Raw genomic sequence first — 17,040 nt, 5'->3', positions numbered from 1 at the left:
GGGTCATACGGCAGCAGCCGTGGTGATCTTTGCCAGCGCGTCCAGTTTTCCCTTGGCTGCCCCGGAGTCTATGCTTTCTTTTGCCATTTCAACACCTTCTGGCAGGGAATTGGCAGCGTTGGCAACCACCAGAGCGGCGGCGGCATTCAGCAGAACAGCATCGCGGTACGCGCCCTGATCGCCGTTCAAAAGCGCCCGGAACGCCACGGCGTTATCCTCGGGGCTGCCGCCGACGATGGCCTCAAAGGGATGCACCGGCAGACCGGCCTGTTCCGGGTGGAGCTCAAAATCACGGATCGAACCATCTTCCTCCAGCGCTGAAACCCAGCTCACCCCCGTGATGGTCAACTCATCCGTCCCGTCCGAGCCATGCACCAGCCAGGCGCGCTCAGACCCGAGCTGGCCCAGGGTTTCCGCCATTGGACGGATCAAGTCGCGGCTAAAGGCACCAGTGAGCTGCCGGGTGACACCTGCGGGATTTGTCAATGGACCCAGGATGTTAAAGATCGTTCTTGTACCCAGTTCCTGACGCGTCGGCATTACATGGGCAACCGCCGGGTGATGCATCGGCGCCATCATGAAGGCGATACCGCAGCTGGCCAGCGCCGCTTCGACCACCTTTGGTGGTACCATGACATTGATGCCCATCTGCGCCTGCACATCCGCGGTGCCCGAGCGCGACGACAGGTTGCGGTTGCCGTGTTTGGCGACCACGACCCCGGCGCCTGCGGTCACAAAGGCGGTGGCGGTAGAGATATTCAGGGTATGTTTGCCATCACCGCCGGTGCCGACGATATCCATGGCCCCCGCAGGTGCTTTGACTGGGTTGCATTTGGACCGCATGACCGAGGCCGCTGCGGCGTATTCGTCAACGGTTTCGCCGCGTGTTCGCAGCGCCATCAGGATGCCGCCAATCTGGCTGGGGGTGGCTTCGCCTTCAAACAGCAGGGTAAAGGCCTGGATGGCCTCATCACGGCTGAGCGGGCGGTCGGCGGCGGCACCAATCAGCGGTTTGATCAGATCGCTCATGCCGACACCTTCATGTCATCAAGAAAGTTCTTGAGCAGGGCATGGCCGTGCTCGGATGCAATGGATTCGGGATGAAACTGAACCCCGTGCATCGGCAACCCCTTGTGTTGCAACCCCATGATGGTGCCATCTTCCAGTTCGGCCGTGATTTCCAGACATTCGGGCAGGGTTTCGCGGTCCACCACCAGCGAATGATAGCGGGTTGCCTCAAACGGGCTGGGCAGCCCGGCAAAAAGCCCGGTGTTGTTGTGGTGAACCTTGCCCATCTTTCCATGCACGATCTCGTGGCAGCGTACCACATTGCCGCCAAAGGCCTCGCCGATGGTCTGATGCCCCAGGCAGACCCCAAGCAGCGGCGTTCTGGTTTCTGCAGCGGCCAGGGTCAGCGCCAGGCAAATCCCGGCTTGTGCCGGCGCCTTGGGACCAGGCGAAAGCAGGATGCCCTTTGGCTTCAACGCCATGGCTTCCTGCACGGTAAGAGCATCGTTGCGATGGACTTCCATCTCAGCGCCGAGCTCGCCCAGATAGTGCACAAGGTTGTAGGTGAAGGAGTCGTAGTTGTCGATTAGCAGCAGCATCTTGGTGGGCTCTTTTATGGGTGGCGGGCGAGGGGGGCGCCGCAGTATAGTGGTTTTGGTATACTTGTTCAGGCTTGTGCGGCAGCGTCAAGAGCAGGACGTTCAATTGGCGCATGCCCTGACCTGACTAGGGACCAAACAGGCAGAAATTGGGGTGCAGATGCGCCGTTTCTGTCTGCGGCGTTGAGGTAAAACCAGCCCGGTGACAGGGTGGAAACAGGTGATTGAGAGGCAAGACTGCGATGAAAGGGTTTCTCGGAGGCGTGAGTGTCGGTGCGTTGGTGGCCGTAGCGGGGGCAGCAATGTGGTCGTTATCGTCCCCCTTGCCGAGCCGGGTGCAGGTTGATGCAACAATGCCGGATCAGTCCAACCAGCCTGAAACATCAGCGATACAGGCGCCTGAAGCCAATGAGCGCCGCGATGCCGATCTTGTGGATGCAGCCCCCAGCACTCCGACAAGCTCCGGCAATGAGGATACCAGTCCCATTGCCGTTCTCGACACCGATCCAGGTTCCAGGCCCGTGGTGGCCACCGCAGAGGGGGCCAGCCCAGGCGATATGACCCAGGGGGCAGGGGTTGAGAGCCTGCCACAGCTGCCAAGCACCGTTTCTGCTGAGACAGAGAGTGGCGCGGCCCCAAATGCACCCGGCCAGGAAGAGCAGCCAGTGGTCTCCACCGAGACTGCGGCTGTGCCAGCCCCGCAGGTCATGGCAGAATCGAATCCCGAAGAAACCACGCCCCTTTCCGACCAAGCTGTGTCATCAGAGCGGGCCGGGGGCGCGACTGATGCAACTGGTGTTGTCAGCTCCGGAACTAAAATATCGGATGCCGTCAGCATAGGGGCCGACAGCTCCAATGCTGAAACCACCGATACCGAGAGGGCGGAAACGGCCAACGCGGATGGCCCGCCCCCAAGCCCCGAGATCTCCACGCCTGTTGTGACATCGCCTGTTGTGCCGGTCCTGACCGGGCCCGAAATCGGCGCTGCGCCGGTTGCCACGGCACTGCCCAGCATATCAGTCACGCCTGGGGCAAGGCCTCAGCCCGGCGGCCTCGGCGCGCAAGCCGAGGCGGATCCGGCTGAGCAGGAGGCCGCAGGTGCTGCGCCTGGGGAGACTGAAACGCAGGCCCAGTCTGATCAACAGTCTGATGAACAGGCCGATCAACAGCAGCTGGCCTCTGACGAGAGCGAAGCGACCGGTGCGCGACTGGGCACCCGCGTGGTCCCGCTGACCGAACGCAGCAGCACACCGACTTTGATTGGTGACGATGCGGCAGCGCCCTCAGATGCGGCGGTTGCCGATGGTATTCCCTTTGAGACCAACGCCGAGGCTTTTGCCGCGCTGAATAACCACCCCTTGATGTCCATCGTGTTGATAGATGATGAGGGGGCCATTGGCGTCGAAGCTTTGGAAGGTTTCCCCTATCCGCTGACCTTTGCAATCTCTCCACAGGATCCAAAAGCCGCAGAAAAAATGCAGGCGCGCCGCGCCGCTGGGTTTGAAGTGCTGATCCTCGCGGATCTTCCGCGTGAGGCCACACCGCAGGACGCTGAAACCACAATGGGGGTCTGGATGCAGCAATTGCCGCAGGCGGTTGGGATCCTGGAAGGCGTTGACACCGGGTTTCAGGGAAACCGGCCGCTGGCAGATCAGATGGTGGCAGTGATGAAGGCCACGGGCTATGGCATGGTGACCCAGAATAGCGGGCTGAACACGGTGCAAAAACTGGCCCTGCGCGATGGTATGCCATCCGGAGTGGTGTTTCGCGATTTTGACGGGGCCGGACAAAACCCCCGCGCCATTCGCCGGTTCCTGGACCAAGCGGCTTTTCGGGCCCGTCAGGAAGGTGCTGTGATCATGCTGGGCCGGTTGCGGCCAGACACTATCTCGGCGCTGTTGCTTTGGGGATTGCAGGATCGCGCAAGTCAGGTTGGTCTGGCCCCCATTTCAGCCGGGCTCAAGGCGATGCTTCCTGCGGCGGAATGATGCGGACCTGATCAGAAGCCTGAATCTCCGTGATGCGGCCCCTCCCAAGATGAGGCCCGTCCCAAGATGAGGCCCGTCCCAACATGAGGCCTGTCCCAACATGAGGCCCGGACAGAGCCGCAAAATATGAGAAAATATAAAAAAAGGGCCTCCCTGTGGAGGCCCTTTTGTCGTGTCAGTGCTAAAACGCGCGCCTGTCGCGATCAGCTGTTACCACTGCCGACAAAGCGCGCTGCATCGGCTGCCGCACGACGGATGGCGTTGGATTTATGCACGGTCTCCATATATTCGGCCTCAGGGTCGCTGTCATAGACAACGCCACCACCGGCCTGCACATAGAGGGTCTGATCCTTGACGATGGCGGTGCGCAGGGCGATGCACATATCCATATCCCCCCCAGCTGAAAAATAGCCAACACCGCCGCCATAGACGCCACGTTTTTCGGGTTCCAACTCGTCGATGATCTCCATCGCCCGCACTTTTGGTGCGCCGGACACGGTTCCCGCAGGCATGCCGGCAAAAAACGCATCCAGCGCGTCTTTGTCTTCGTGCAGCTCGCCCACCACATTGGAGACGATATGCATTACATGGCTGTAGCGTTCGATGATGAACTGCTCGGTGGGCTTGACGGTGCCAATCTTGGCCACCCGGCCAGTGTCATTGCGCCCCAGGTCCAGCAGCATCAGGTGCTCTGCCAGCTCCTTTTTGTCGGCCAGAAGATCCAGCTCGTTTGCCTTGTCCTGTTCCGGGGTCTCGCCACGGGGGCGGGTGCCTGCGATGGGGCGAATGGTGATCTCATTGCCAAAGACCCGCACCAGAATTTCCGGGCTGGCACCGATCACCTGGAAGCCACCAAAGTTGAAATAGAACATAAAGGGCGAGGGGTTGGTGCGCCGCAATGAGCGATAGAGCGCAAAGGGGGGCAGCGGGAATTCCTGACTCCAGCGCTGTGCTGGAACCACCTGAAAGATATCGCCTGCCCGGATGTAGTCCTTGGCCTTTTCCACCGCTTCCATATAGCCGGATTTGGTGAAATTCGAAACCGGTGGCGCGATCTCGCGGGCGTCGCCCAGATCGCGGGTTTCCGAAGGCATCGCCCGTTCCAGATCGCGCACCGCATCCATGACCCGCTCAGCGGCCTGTGCATAGGCTGCCCGCGCGGTCTGGCCGTCGCTGGCCCAGGCCGGAGAGACCACGGTGACCTCACCTTTGACGCCGTCAAGCACAGCAATCACAGAGGGGCGCATCATCACCGCATCCGGCAGGCCAAGCGGGTCGGGGTTCACATCCGGCAGATATTCCACATGGCGCACCATGTCATAGCCAAGATAGCCAAACAGACCTGCTGCGGCCTGGGGCATGTCCTCGGGCAGGTCGATTTTGCTTTCGGCCAGCAGCGCACGCAGATTGTCGAGCGGATTGCCGTCCTGTGCCTCAAAGGCATCCGGATCAAACCGGGCCGAACGATTGAGCGCCGAGGCCTCCCCCTGGCTGCGCCAGACCAGATCGGGCTTCATACCGATGATGGAGTAGCGACCGCGCACCTCCCCACCGGTTACGGATTCCAGCATAAAGGCGTCCTTCTGGGCGCCTGTGAGCTTGAGCATCAAAGAGACGGGGGTATCCAGGTCTGCGGCAAGCCGCGTATAGACAACCTGGTTTTCACCGCTCTCATAGGCCGTGGCGAAGCTCGCAAAATCTGGGGTCAAGGCCATCGGGCAGGTCTCACTTATTTACTGATAGTTCGTCATAACAGCGTTCAGCGCCTGCTGATCAACGCGGGGCGCGGCACGCAGCTGTGCGTCGTTGATAAAGGCGGAGAACAGTGCCTCTGATACGGCCTGGTCCAATTGGGTGCTCAGCGCCTTTGCCAGGAGTTGCATTTCCTCGTTCTCCTCGGCGGCAAGAACCTCATCCAGTCGGACCACAACGGTGCTGGCCTCGCCCTGGATCACCTTGAGATCACCCGGCGCCATGGTGAAGATCTGGTTCATCATATCGGCCGGCGTGTTGTCGAGGTAAGCCGTGCGGGTGAGGCCGGTTTCGCTTTGGACCTGGGTGCCTTCGGGGAATTCGCCAGTTTCAGAGGCCACGGCAAACAGTGCGTCGGCTTGTGCCTGAAGGGCTGTTGCAACGCGATCTGCTTCCCAGGCGGCCAGCACCTTTTGTTTGGCATCCTCAAAGGCTTCGGGACGTTCGGGCAGGATTTCATCAAGGCGCAAGGCAAACAGGCTGCCGTCTTCGAGGAATTCAGCGGCGGGGAAATCCTCCAGTGTCACCACGCTGGCAGCGGTGCGGAAGCCTTCATAGGCGGTGATGCCTTCGCCGGTCTCGCCGCTCCAGTCCAGGCTGGCCACTTCCATTTTGCTTTCATTTGCCAGGTCTTCCAGCGTTGCTCCGCCGGCAAGCAGATCGTTGACCTCTTCGGCCTGTTGTTCGATCTGACGGCGGGCATGATCGGTTGCCAGCTCATCGCGCAGGTCAGGCAGGGCTTCCTCAAAGGTGGTGAGATGGGCCTCAAGCCGGCCATTGATCCGGAACAGGGCAGGGCCGAGATCCGTGGGCAGAGGCCCGGTAACATCGTTCACTTCGGCGGCAAAAACCGCTTTGCCGGCCTCGCCAAGGGCGGGCAGTGTCACATCGCCAAGGTCGATATCCTGCAGCGACAGACCACGCGCTTGGACCAGCGCTTCAAAGGTTGTGCTTGCGGCATCAATCTGTGCCTTGGCATCGGCGGCGCTGGCCTCATCGGCAAAGACCAGGCGTTCCACCAGGCGGCGCTCGGCAACCTCGTACTGGTCACTGCGTTCTGCATAAAGCGCGCGCAGGGCCTCATCTGCGACATCGACGCTGTCCAGAATCATATCGGGGCTGAGGCGCGCATAGGTGATGCGCTTGGTTTCGGGCAGGGTGAACTGTGCCGTGTTGGCGTCATAAAATTCCTTCAGCACCGCGTCCTCTGGCACCACCTGGATCAGCGCGATCTGATCAGGGCTAAACGCCACATAAGAGAAGCTGCGGCGCGCACCGATGTAATCGGTCATGGTTTTGGTCATGGTCTGGGGCATCTTGGCTCCGACCACGATCGCGCCCTGCACCAGGGTACGGGCGGATTCGCGGCGCAGGTCGGCCTCAAAATCGCTTTCGTTCAGATTGACGTTCTGCAGCGCAAAGCTATAGGCCTGCCTGTCAAATTTGCCGCTGGCGTCCTGAAAGGCAGGGATTTCGGCCAGCTCCTGGCGCAGGTTCTCATCGCCAACGGAAATGCCAAGGTTTTTGACCTCGTTGTCGATGGAGGCAATGGAGATCAGACGGCCCAGAACCGCCTGGTCCAGACCAAAGGCAGCCATCTGGGCAAAGGTCAGGCTCTGCCCACCCTGAGCCTGCAGCGCACGTTGTTCGCGCTGCATCTCGCGCAGGTATTCGTCAACGGTGACCTCTTCTTCGCCAACAATGGCAACGGCGGACATTGAGCTGCTGAAGTTGACGGCGCCAAAGCCGGCAAGGCCAACAATCAGCAAACCCATAAGGATCCAAACAAAGGTATTGGATAATTTTTTAATGCTTGTGGCCATGCTGCCCTCTTTGTTTTCGGTTCAGAAAGGCGCCGCGAGATTTTCGCCTGGGGGCCGCCTCTTCAAATGAATTCGCACCTTGCATACGCTGCCACCCCAAGGGGAGCAAGATCCTGCGGCCTCTCAACAACTTGAATAAGAGGCTTTGACCGGGATCTGCACCTGTGGATGCGGGAAATAGCTGCGATATCTGCCAGCCCTGGTCGCCTAAGGGGTGAAATTGCGCAACCGGTCGAACAGCTCGGCAATTCCGGCGGCGTCAACATTGGCAAAGGCAATGCGAAACTGGCGCTCGGCGATCTTGCTGCCCTCTGGCATAAACATGGTGCCCGGCAACATCAGCACCGAGGCCTGAGCGACCAGTTTCTTGGCGATCTCTTCGGCAGGGGCATCAAAAGGATGTTCCACATAGGCAAAATAGGCGCCACATCCCAGCAGTTTCCAGCCCCTGGCCTGCAGGCTGGGAAAGTGGTCGGTGATGGCCTGTTTGCGCGCCAGGATTTCAGCCCGTTCCCCGGCCAGCCAGTCTTGTAAATTGTGAATGCCCCATTGCGCGCCGATCTGTCCCAGCTGCGACGGGCAGATGGTGACCGTATCCAAGAACTTCTCCATTTCGAACAGGCGTTGTGGCGCGGCGGCGATGGCGCCAACCCGGTGGCCGGTCAAACGATAGGCTTTGGAGAAGGAATAAAGATGGATCAGGGTCTGATCCCAATCCGGATCCTGAAACAGCCCATGGGGTGGACCCGAGCGGCTGTCAAAGTCGCGGTAGGTTTCATCCACGATCAGGGTAAGCCCATTGGATTTGGCCAGATCAAAATAGGCGCGCAGCAAGCCGGCAGGATATTCCGCTCCGGTTGGATTGTTTGGCGTCACCAGCACAATGGCCTTGGTGCGCGCCGAGATCAGCGCCTGCGCGGCGCTGAGATCAGGCAGCATATCATCGCCAACCTGAAGCGGGCGGGCGGTGACGCCGCTGAGATCAAGCCACATTTTGTGGTTAAAGTACCAGGGCACCGGAATGATGACCTCATCCCCTTCGCCGCAGAGTGCCGCAATGGTGGCGGCAAAGGCCTGATTGCAGCCCGAGGTGATGCCGACCTGAGCAGGCGTGATGGTGGCCGCATAATGCCTGCTCATCTGATCTGAGAGCGCCTGACGCAGGCCGTCACGTCCCAGGACAGCCCCATATAGATGTGCGTCATCCTGGTTGAGCGCCGCCTCTGCCAGGGCCTGACGCAGCCCCAGCGGTGGTGGATCCGCCGGGGCGGCCTGGCTGACATTGAGCAACGCGCGCTCAGGAGGGAAAGAGACACCTTCGAGCCAGCGACGGGATTCGACAATTGGTGAAAGAAAGGTGGCCTCTGTGCGCGACTTGGTCATGCCCGCTCCTGTTGACGGTTTTCTGATTGAGAATTGGTAGGGGCTTGGGCGCGCGATGGCAATCACTCTCTCTTTTGCACGGCGGTCTGGGGCAGAAGAACGTCCTGAAGCCGGGACAAAAAAACTGGGATTAAAACGCGGCCGGGATGCAGCCTGGGGTTTTGACAAAGAAAAACGCGCCCAAAGGGGCGCGCTGGTTTGCTGATTTCAAGGGCGGAGCGCGGTTTAATCGGTGCCGCGATAGGGCTCGACATATTGCAGCGCCATATCCCAGGGGAAAAAGATCCAGGTGTCCTGGCTGACCTCGGTGATAAAGGTATCCACCATTGGGCGTCCCTTGGGTTTGGCATAGACGGTTGCAACATGCGCCTTGGGGTAGAGCGCGCGCACCAGTTCCAGCGTTTTGCCGCTGTCCACCAGATCGTCGATGATCAAAATACCATCGCCATCGCCCATCAGCGCGGGGTCGGGTCTTTTCAGCACTTCGGCCTCGCGCCGCTGGTCGGCCTTGCCGCCGCCGGAATGATAAGATTTCACGCTGATGGTATCGACCGTGCGGATGTCCAGCTCGCGGGCGATGATCATTGCAGGTGCCATGCCGCCGCGGGTGATCGCCACCACGGCACGCCAGGCGCCATTTTCAGGCCCCTGTCCGTCCAGCCGCCAGGCCAGTGCCCGGCTGTCTCGGTGGATCTGGTCCCAGCTGATATGAAAGCCTTTTTCATGCGGCAGGCGGTCTGTCATCTTTATGGCTCCGGCGGTGGTGGTGGCTGCGTGATGGTGCTTGTCGGATCTCGGCCCAGCCTCGGTGATGAGGCCCTGTCGGGCAGTGATCAAAAAAGCAGTTCTTTTGAGGTTGGCGCCCCTGCACCTTGATCATTCGCTGCGGAAATCCGGGCGCGATGACCAAGGTGCAGGGAGGCGTACAGGCTATTTGGTAATGTCAGGCGCGTCGACAGCTTTCATGCCAACCACGTGATAGCCCGCATCCACGTGCAGGTTCTCACCGGTTACGCCGGAGCTGAGATCAGACAAAAGGTAAAGGGCCGATTTGCCCACGTCATCCGTCGTCACATTGCGACGCAGCGGCGAGTTGTATTCGTTCCACTTCATGATGTAGCGGAAATCGCCAATGCCCGAAGCCGCCAGGGTTTTGATCGGACCGGCAGAGATCGCGTTGACGCGAATACCGTCCTTGCCCAGATCCTCGGCGAGATATTTCACCGAAGCCTCAAGTGCTGCCTTGGCAACACCCATGACATTATAATGTGGCATGACCTGCTCGGCCCCATAATAGGTGAGCGTCAGCATCGAGCCGCCCTCGGCCATCATCTTTTCCGCGCGCTTGGCAATGGCGGTAAAGGAATAGACCGAAATATCCATGGTCATCTGGAAATTGTCGCGGCTGGTGTCGACATAGCGACCGCGCAGCTCGCTCTTGTCCGAGAAACCGATGGCATGAACCACAAAGTCCAGCTTGCCCCATTTTTCTTCCAATGAAGCAAACAGCGCATCCATCGAGGCCTCGTCCGAGACGTCGCAGGGCAGGACGATATTGCTTCCCAGCTGTTCGGCCAGTGGCACGACGCGCTTTTTCAGAGCGTCGCCCTGAAAGGAAAAGGCCAGCTCGGCGCCAGCATCGGCACAGGCCTTGGCAATTCCCCAGGCAATCGATTTGTCATTGGCCAGGCCCATGATCAGACCGCGCTTGCCGGTCAGCAGTTGATTAGACATTCAGGTTCTCCGCCTGTGATCCGTAAAGTTAAACACGTTTAATATGTTGGCGCGCCTGCTTCAAGGGGCGACCTTGATTGTTCCGATACCTGCCCGCCAACATGTCTCCCCTACATCTGTTCTCTGCGGCCCTTGCCGTTCCGAAAGCGGCTGCCTAGTGTACCGGCAAAACAGACAGGAGGCTCTTATGAGTGAACGTTCAGGGCTCTTTGCCGGCGATGACCCTTTTGAAATTGCCCGCGCCTGGCTGGCAGAGGCCGAAAAGACAGAAATCAACGATCCCAATGCTATTGCTCTGGCGACAGTTGATGCCAATGGCTTGCCCAACGCGCGTATGGTCTTGTTGAAAGAGATCGAGGCGGACGCCTTTGTTTTTTATACAAACTACGAGAGCGCCAAGGGGCAGGAGCTGGACCAGGCTGGCAAGGCCTCTTTTGTCATGCATTGGAAATCCCTGCGGCGGCAAATCCGCGTGCGGGGTACTATTAGCCGGGAGGAGGGACCAAAGGCGGATGAATACTATGCTTCGCGGTCGCTCAAAAGCCGTCTTGGTGCCTGGGCCTCAAAGCAGTCCCGCCCATTGGATAGCCGCGCCAGCCTGATGGCTGAGGTGGCAAAGGTGACAGCAACCAAGGGACCGAATCCTCCAAGACCGCCATTTTGGGGCGGCTATCGGATAACGCCTGTTGAGATTGAGTTCTGGGCCGATGGCGCGTTTCGTTTACATGACCGTTTTGCTTGGGTACGACCCACCGAACAGGACAAATGGTCGGTTTCTCGTCTCAATCCTTAAGCACTAACGGCGGAAAATAGCACTTTCCTAACAAATGGGAGGGTTTTTTGCTTGAATTCCGGCAGTGAAATCGCGCATCACATCACTACGAAAATGAAAAAGACGCAGTGGATGAGATAAGTGGCAGAAGATCTGAGCAGCCTGCAGCAAATCCAAGGCCTTGTTAAATGGTTTGATCCCACCAAGGGATTTGGTTTTGTTGTGTCCGATCTGGGCGGCCCTGACATTTTGTTGCACGTAAATGTACTTCGTAATTTTGGACAGAGTTCGGTCGCGGATGGTACCCGTGTCGAAATCGTGACTCACCGCACCGACAGAGGTGTGCAGGCGGTCGAGGTCCTGGCGATCCATCCGCCAGAGCGGGAGGAAAACCCGGTTCTGAGCGACTTTGCCGACTTTGACCTAAGTGATATGCAATCCAGACCGCTGGTACCGGCGCGGGTGAAGTGGTTCAACAAAGGTAAGGGATTTGGCTTTGCCAATATCTTTGGCCGCAGCGAAGATGTCTTCCTGCATGTTGAGGTCCTGCGCCAATCCGGTCTGGCGGATCTACAGCCCGGCGAAGCACTGGCCTTGCGGGTGATTGATGGCAAACGCGGCCAGATGGCCGCCGAAGTTCAAGCCTGGGAATCAGCCCTGCTTGATAGCGATCAGGACACCTGATCACATGGCGCGGTTGAGAGCCTCTCTCGCCGCACCGGCCTTGGCCCTTGTCTTTGGCATTGTCTTTGGCCTGGGCCTTTCCACCGCTGCTCCTGCAGCTGACTGTCGCCCCGATCGGGTGGAGCTGCGTGGCAGCTGGGGGCAGACCTCCTTTAATGTTGAAATCGCCGATGACGAAGCCGAGCGCGCCCAGGGGCTGATGTTCCGCGAAAGCCTGGCGCGCGGAGCAGGGATGCTCTTTGTCTATCCAAAGCCGCAGCGCGCGGCCTTTTGGATGAAAAACACCCTCATTCCACTGGATATCATTTTTCTGGATCAGACGGGCCGGGTCATTCACGTGCAGGCCAATGCGATTCCGGGTGATCTCACACCTCTGCCGGGTGGCGACAACGTCTTTGCGGTGCTCGAAATTAACGGCGGTTTGGCCGCGCGCTATGGGATTTCGATCGGTACTGAGATGCGTCACAAAGTTTTTTCAAAAACTACACCAATTTGGCCATGTTAGGGGTTTTCAAATCAATTCACTGGCGTTAGGAACAGCGCACGGTCCGGGGCGTGGCGCAGTCTGGTAGCGCACCTGTTTTGGGTACAGGGGGTCGTGAGTTCGAATCTCGCCGCCCCGACCATAATCACTTAAAAGCATTGAGCTTTTGGGTGGTGGATAGAAGGCACAACCCATAGGGTTGGACATAAACCGGGCAGTTCGCATTCAGATGCGACTGCCCGTTTTCTTTTCCCGATAGAAATTTTCTCCCAGTGTTCAGCCACAAGGCGCGGCGGCTTTGAGCCATCTGATACCAGCTCATCAGTTTTGGTTCCCAAAGGCCTGTCCCAGTCACCAGCCTGATGATGCTGTCGAAGAATCACAGATTCAGGGACAATTTGTGCAGATCGACAAAAGTGCAGATTTTAACACTTCTTTAAGAAAGTGACGCCGAAGCGTGGCAATTGGTTGCCAGAGTATTAAGAAGGCGAATGTTCGATCCTGACCGGTTCGCTGAAAATCTGTGCAAGCAAGCCACAAGCGGCCTGAACTGCAAAACCAAGCATTTGAAGCCGGGGGGCGTGCCAGTTTTTGCGGCGATCTTGGTGGCCTGCTCTGGGCAGGTTTTAACTTTGAGGGGCAAGTTGTTGCTGTTACCCGCGTTTTCGCAGCCGTGAGTTTGGTAACATATGTCACTTGCGGTGCCGTCGCCTGTGGGTGAATCACTCGGACCCGCGAGCCCCGCGTCCTGAGGAATTTCGTCAACAGAAAAGATGGTTTAAAATTGGTAAAATTTCCGTTGACCCCCTTGGGTACAATACGCCAAATTGTGGGAACTCGGATCGGCACTACTAGATCTAGTTAGATCGGCGGCGCCATGACGATGGGAAAAACACTAGACATATCCGCAAAAATGGCCGGCGAAGGCCTTAAGTAGCTGGCCCATAAAACAGGCCTGTCGGCTATGATGTGCTTTCCTGATGGACGGGCCACAGCTGCTGTGGCGGCAATGAAGTTATGAGACCAAGAGCATCTCAAGGGGCAGAGCATGAAGATCGAGCGCAAATTCACCAAGGCAGGGCAGGACGCCTATAAATCTCTGGATTTCATTTCTGCCACCTCCGAAATTCGAAACCCGGATGGCACCATTGTGTTCCGTCAGGAGAATATTGAGGTTCCTTCCAGCTGGAGCCAGGTTGCCAGCGATGTCATTGCGCAGAAGTATTTTCGCAAGGCCGGCGTGCCCGAGCGCCTGAAAAAGGTCAAAGAAGAGGGCGTTCCTGAATTCCTTTGGCGGTCCGTTCCTGCTGGCAAAGATGTACCTACAGGGGGCGAAACCTCCTCCAAGCAGGTGTTTGATCGTCTGGCCGGGGCCTGGACCTATTGGGGCTGGAAAGGCGGCTATTTCACCAGCGAAGGTGATGCGCGCTCTTACTTTGACGAGATGCGCCACATGCTGGCGACCCAGCGCGCGGCGCCCAACAGCCCACAGTGGTTCAACACCGGTCTGCACTGGGCCTATGGGATTGATGGTCCGGCCCAGGGCCACCATTATGTCGATTACAAAACTGGTAAGCTCACCAAATCCACCAGCTCCTATGAGCACCCACAGCCCCATGCCTGCTTTATCCAGTCGGTGGCCGATGATCTGGTCAACGAGGGCGGCATTATGGACCTTTGGGTGCGCGAGGCCCGCCTGTTCAAATATGGGTCTGGCACCGGCACCAATTTCAGCCATCTGCGCGGCGAAGGGGAGGCCCTGTCGGGGGGCGGTAAATCCTCTGGTCTGATGGGTTTTCTGCGTATTGGCGACCGCGCCGCAGGGGCGATCAAATCCGGTGGCACCACCCGGCGCGCGGCCAAGATGGTGATCGTCGACGCGGACCATCCGGATATCGAAGATTTCATCCAGTGGAAGGTTATCGAAGAGCAGAAAGTGGCCTCCATCGTGGCGGGCTCCAAGATGCATGAAAAGATGCTGAACAGCATCTTTGCGGCAATCCGGTCCTGGGATGGCGCCTCTGAGGATGCCTATGAGCCCTCGGCCAACCCGGCGCTGAAAAAGGCGGTCCGCGAGGCCAAGAAGGTTGCGATCCCCGAGACCTATATCAAGCGCGTGCTGGACTACGCAAAGCAGGGCTATGACAGCATCGAGTTCCCGATCTATGATACCGACTGGGATTCCGAGGCCTATAGTTCTGTCTCCGGTCAGAACTCCAACAACTCGATCCGGGTTACCAATGCGTTTTTGCATGCGGTTAAAAAGGATGCCGATTGGCAGCTGATCAACCGGACTGACGGAAAGGTGGCCAAAACCGTCAAAGCACGGGATCTGTGGGAAAAGGTCGGCCATGCGGCCTGGGCCTGCGCCGATCCGGGTATCCAGTTCCACGACACCGTGAACGAATGGCACACCTGCCCGCAAGACGGTGAGATTCGTGGTTCAAACCCTTGTTCCGAATATATGTTCCTGGACGATACCGCCTGCAACCTCGCCTCTCTGAACCTGCTGACCTTCTACAAGGATGGCAAGTTCCAGGCAGAAGACTACATGCATGCCTGTCGTCTGTGGACCGTGACCCTGGAGATTTCGGTCACCATGGCGCAGTTCCCGTCCAAGGAGATCGCGCAGCGGTCTTATGACTTTAGAACCCTGGGTCTGGGCTATGCCAATATCGGCGGTTTGCTGATGAACATGGGCTATGGCTATGACAGCGAGGAGGGCCGGGCGCTTTGCGGCTCGCTGACCGCGCTGATGACCGGTGTTGCCTATGCCACCTCGGCCGAGATGGCTGGTGAACTTGGCGCCTTCTCTGGCTACGCGCGCAATGCCGATGCGATGCTCAGGGTCATTCGCAACCACCGCACTGCTGCCATGGGGCGGGTCACCGGGTATGAAGGTCTTTCGGTTCCGCCGGTGCCGCTGGACATTTCCGGCTGCCCTGATGCGCGGCTTGCGGATCTTGCCATGGGGGCCTGGGACGAGGCGTTGGAGCTGGGCGAAAAGCACGGCTACCGCAATGCCCAAACCACTGTCATTGCGCCCACCGGCACCATTGGTCTGGTGATGGACTGTGACACCACCGGGATTGAGCCGGATTTTGCCCTGGTGAAGTTCAAAAAACTGGCCGGTGGCGGCTATTTCAAGATCATCAACCGTTCGGTCCCGGCCGCTCTCGAAGGGCTGGGGTATAGCTCCTCGCAGATCGAAGAGATCGTCTCTTATGCGGTGGGGCATGCTTCGCTTGGCAATGCGCCGGGGATCAACCACACCTCGCTGACCGGTCACGGCTTTGGTCCCAATGAATTGTCCAAGATCGACAGTGCCTTGGAATCCGCTTTTGACATCCGCTTTGTGTTCAACCAGTGGACATTGGGCGAGGATTTCTGCACCGGAGTGTTGGGCATTCCGGCGAAAAAGCTGAATGATCCCACCTTTGATCTGCTGCGCCACCTTGGCTTTACCAAAGCCGATATCGACGCGGCCAATGATCATGTCTGTGGCACCATGACGCTGGAAGGCGCGCCACATCTGAAAGAAGAGCATTATCAGATCTTTGACTGCGCCAACCCCTGCGGCAAAAAGGGCAAGCGCTTTCTTGGGGTCGAAAGCCATATCCGCATGATGGCTGCTGCCCAGAGCTTTATTTCCGGTGCGATTTCTAAAACCATCAACATGCCCAATGATGCCGAGATTGAAGAGTGCCAAAAGGCCTATGAGCTGAGCTGGTCCCTGGGCGTCAAGGCCAATGCGCTGTACCGCGATGGCTCCAAGCTGAGCCAGCCACTGGCGGCGGCGCTGGTTGAGGATGACGATGAGGCGGCAGAGCTGCTGGAAACCGGTAACAATCAGGAAAAAGCCGTTGTTCTGGCAGAGAAAATTATCGAAAAGATCGTCATCAAGGAGGTGATCAAATCCCACCGCACCAAGATGCCGCAACGGCGCAAAGGCTATACTCAAAAGGCAGTTGTTGGCGGTCACAAGGTCTACCTGCGAACCGGCGAATATGAGAGCGGCACCCTGGGTGAGATCTTTATCGACATGCACAAAGAGGGTGCAGGATTCCGGGCGATGATGAACAACTTTGCCATCGCGGTTTCAGTCGGTCTGCAATACGGCGTGCCACTGGAAGAGTTTGTCGATGCCTTCACCTTTACCAAATTCGAACCCGCAGGCATGGTCCAGGGCAATGACTCGATCAAGAATGCCACCTCGATCCTCGACTATGTGTTCCGTGAACTGGCGGTCAGCTATCTGGATCGCACGGATCTGGCGCATGTAAAACCCCAAGGCCCGGCCTTTGACGATATCGGGCGCGGCGAAGAAGAAGGCGTGTCCAATCTTTCGGAACTCAGCGAAAGCGCGGCAAGCCGGTCGTTGGAGGTGCTGAAGCAGATTTCCTCTACCGGCTATCTGCGCAAGCGCCTGCCACAGGATCTGGTGGTGCTCCAGGGCGGGGCAAGTGGTCTGATGAATGCAGGGATTTCGGCAGCGGATCCTGTTTCGGACCTGCATTCTCTGGTGCCAGAGGTCACAGCAGCTCCGCTATCTGGCCCCGTTACTGGCATGGATGCACGGACCAAGGCAAAGATGCAGGGCTATGAGGGCGAAGCCTGCGGCGAATGCGGCAACTACACCTTGGTGCGCAACGGCACCTGCATGAAATGCAACACCTGCGGTTCCACCTCCGGCTGTTCCTAAGCTTCGGCGGCAAGACAGGTCAGATGTGACTTTGTGCGGCCTATGCCCGCCCTAACATCCTAAAAAACCCGCGCCAGATTTGGCGCGGGTTTTCTTTGATTTGGAGTTTAC

General features: G+C 58.3%; 13 protein-coding genes and 1 tRNA gene. 7 read left to right on the top strand and 7 right to left on the bottom strand.

The features are described 5' to 3' along the window. Positions 1 to 3: 3 nt before the first annotated feature. Together trpD and ARCT_RS0112440 are read right to left on the bottom strand one after the other, a co-directional pair. Positions 4 to 1,029, bottom strand: coding sequence for an anthranilate phosphoribosyltransferase (trpD, locus tag ARCT_RS0112445; RefSeq protein WP_027240383.1), 1,026 nt, complete (start codon positions 1,027 to 1,029; stop codon positions 4 to 6). Continuing rightward, on the bottom strand, positions 1,026 to 1,607 hold the full coding sequence (locus tag ARCT_RS0112440; RefSeq protein WP_027240382.1) for an anthranilate synthase component II: 582 nt from the start codon (positions 1,605 to 1,607) through the stop codon (positions 1,026 to 1,028). The genes trpD and ARCT_RS0112440 overlap by 4 nt, the downstream gene beginning before the upstream one ends. Positions 1,608 to 1,849: 242 nt before the next feature. Between ARCT_RS0112440 and ARCT_RS0112435 the strand changes: the two genes are divergently transcribed. Next, entirely contained in the window at positions 1,850 to 3,595 is a 1,746-nt protein-coding gene (locus tag ARCT_RS0112435) for a divergent polysaccharide deacetylase family protein (RefSeq protein WP_027240381.1), read from the top strand. 203 nt (positions 3,596 to 3,798) lie between these two features. Here ARCT_RS0112435 and trpE read toward each other — a convergent pair whose 3' ends face one another. The 5 genes from trpE to fabI form a co-directional block, all read right to left on the bottom strand. Beyond that, positions 3,799 to 5,310: an anthranilate synthase component I gene (trpE, locus tag ARCT_RS0112430; protein WP_027240380.1), complete on the bottom strand. Its 1,512-nt coding sequence runs from the start codon at positions 5,308 to 5,310 to the stop codon at positions 3,799 to 3,801. A gap of 18 nt (positions 5,311 to 5,328) precedes the next feature. Beyond that, positions 5,329 to 7,170 (bottom strand): peptidylprolyl isomerase, encoded by a 1,842-nt coding sequence (locus ARCT_RS0112425; RefSeq protein ID WP_027240379.1) that lies wholly within the window; start codon positions 7,168 to 7,170, stop codon positions 5,329 to 5,331. Between the two features lie 207 nt (positions 7,171 to 7,377). After that, positions 7,378 to 8,553: an aminotransferase gene (locus tag ARCT_RS0112420; RefSeq protein WP_027240378.1), complete on the bottom strand. Its 1,176-nt coding sequence runs from the start codon at positions 8,551 to 8,553 to the stop codon at positions 7,378 to 7,380. 225 nt (positions 8,554 to 8,778) lie between these two features. Then, on the bottom strand, positions 8,779 to 9,297 hold the full coding sequence (gene gpt, locus ARCT_RS0112410; RefSeq protein ID WP_027240377.1) for a xanthine phosphoribosyltransferase: 519 nt from the start codon (positions 9,295 to 9,297) through the stop codon (positions 8,779 to 8,781). Between the two features lie 186 nt (positions 9,298 to 9,483). Then, positions 9,484 to 10,287, bottom strand: coding sequence for an enoyl-ACP reductase FabI (fabI, locus tag ARCT_RS0112405; RefSeq protein ID WP_027240376.1), 804 nt, complete (start codon positions 10,285 to 10,287; stop codon positions 9,484 to 9,486). Between the two features lie 187 nt (positions 10,288 to 10,474). On the opposite strand from fabI, the gene pdxH reads away from it, so the two are divergent. From pdxH to ARCT_RS0112375, 6 genes are all read left to right on the top strand, one after another. Then, positions 10,475 to 11,080, top strand: coding sequence for a pyridoxamine 5'-phosphate oxidase (pdxH, locus tag ARCT_RS0112400; RefSeq protein WP_027240375.1), 606 nt, complete (start codon positions 10,475 to 10,477; stop codon positions 11,078 to 11,080). Positions 11,081 to 11,200: 120 nt separating this feature from the next. Further along, positions 11,201 to 11,743, top strand: coding sequence for a cold-shock protein (locus ARCT_RS0112395; protein ID WP_027240374.1), 543 nt, complete (start codon positions 11,201 to 11,203; stop codon positions 11,741 to 11,743). A 4-nt stretch (positions 11,744 to 11,747) separates the two neighbouring features. Further along, positions 11,748 to 12,248, top strand: a complete 501-nt coding sequence (locus ARCT_RS0112390) for a DUF192 domain-containing protein (protein ID WP_027240373.1) — start codon at positions 11,748 to 11,750, stop codon at positions 12,246 to 12,248. Between the two features lie 44 nt (positions 12,249 to 12,292). Beyond that, positions 12,293 to 12,369: transfer RNA gene (locus ARCT_RS0112385), tRNA-Pro, on the top strand. A 349-nt stretch (positions 12,370 to 12,718) separates the two neighbouring features. Beyond that, entirely contained in the window at positions 12,719 to 12,904 is a 186-nt protein-coding gene (locus ARCT_RS0112380; protein WP_027240372.1) for a hypothetical protein, read from the top strand. Between the two features lie 371 nt (positions 12,905 to 13,275). Continuing rightward, on the top strand, positions 13,276 to 16,929 hold the full coding sequence (locus ARCT_RS0112375; protein WP_027240371.1) for a vitamin B12-dependent ribonucleotide reductase: 3,654 nt from the start codon (positions 13,276 to 13,278) through the stop codon (positions 16,927 to 16,929). Positions 16,930 to 17,040: the final 111 nt, after the last annotated feature.

This window comes from Pseudophaeobacter arcticus DSM 23566 (genome assembly GCF_000473205.1).
Classification (GTDB): domain Bacteria; phylum Pseudomonadota; class Alphaproteobacteria; order Rhodobacterales; family Rhodobacteraceae; genus Pseudophaeobacter; species Pseudophaeobacter arcticus.
This window is presented reverse-complemented; position numbering and strand designations above follow the sequence as displayed.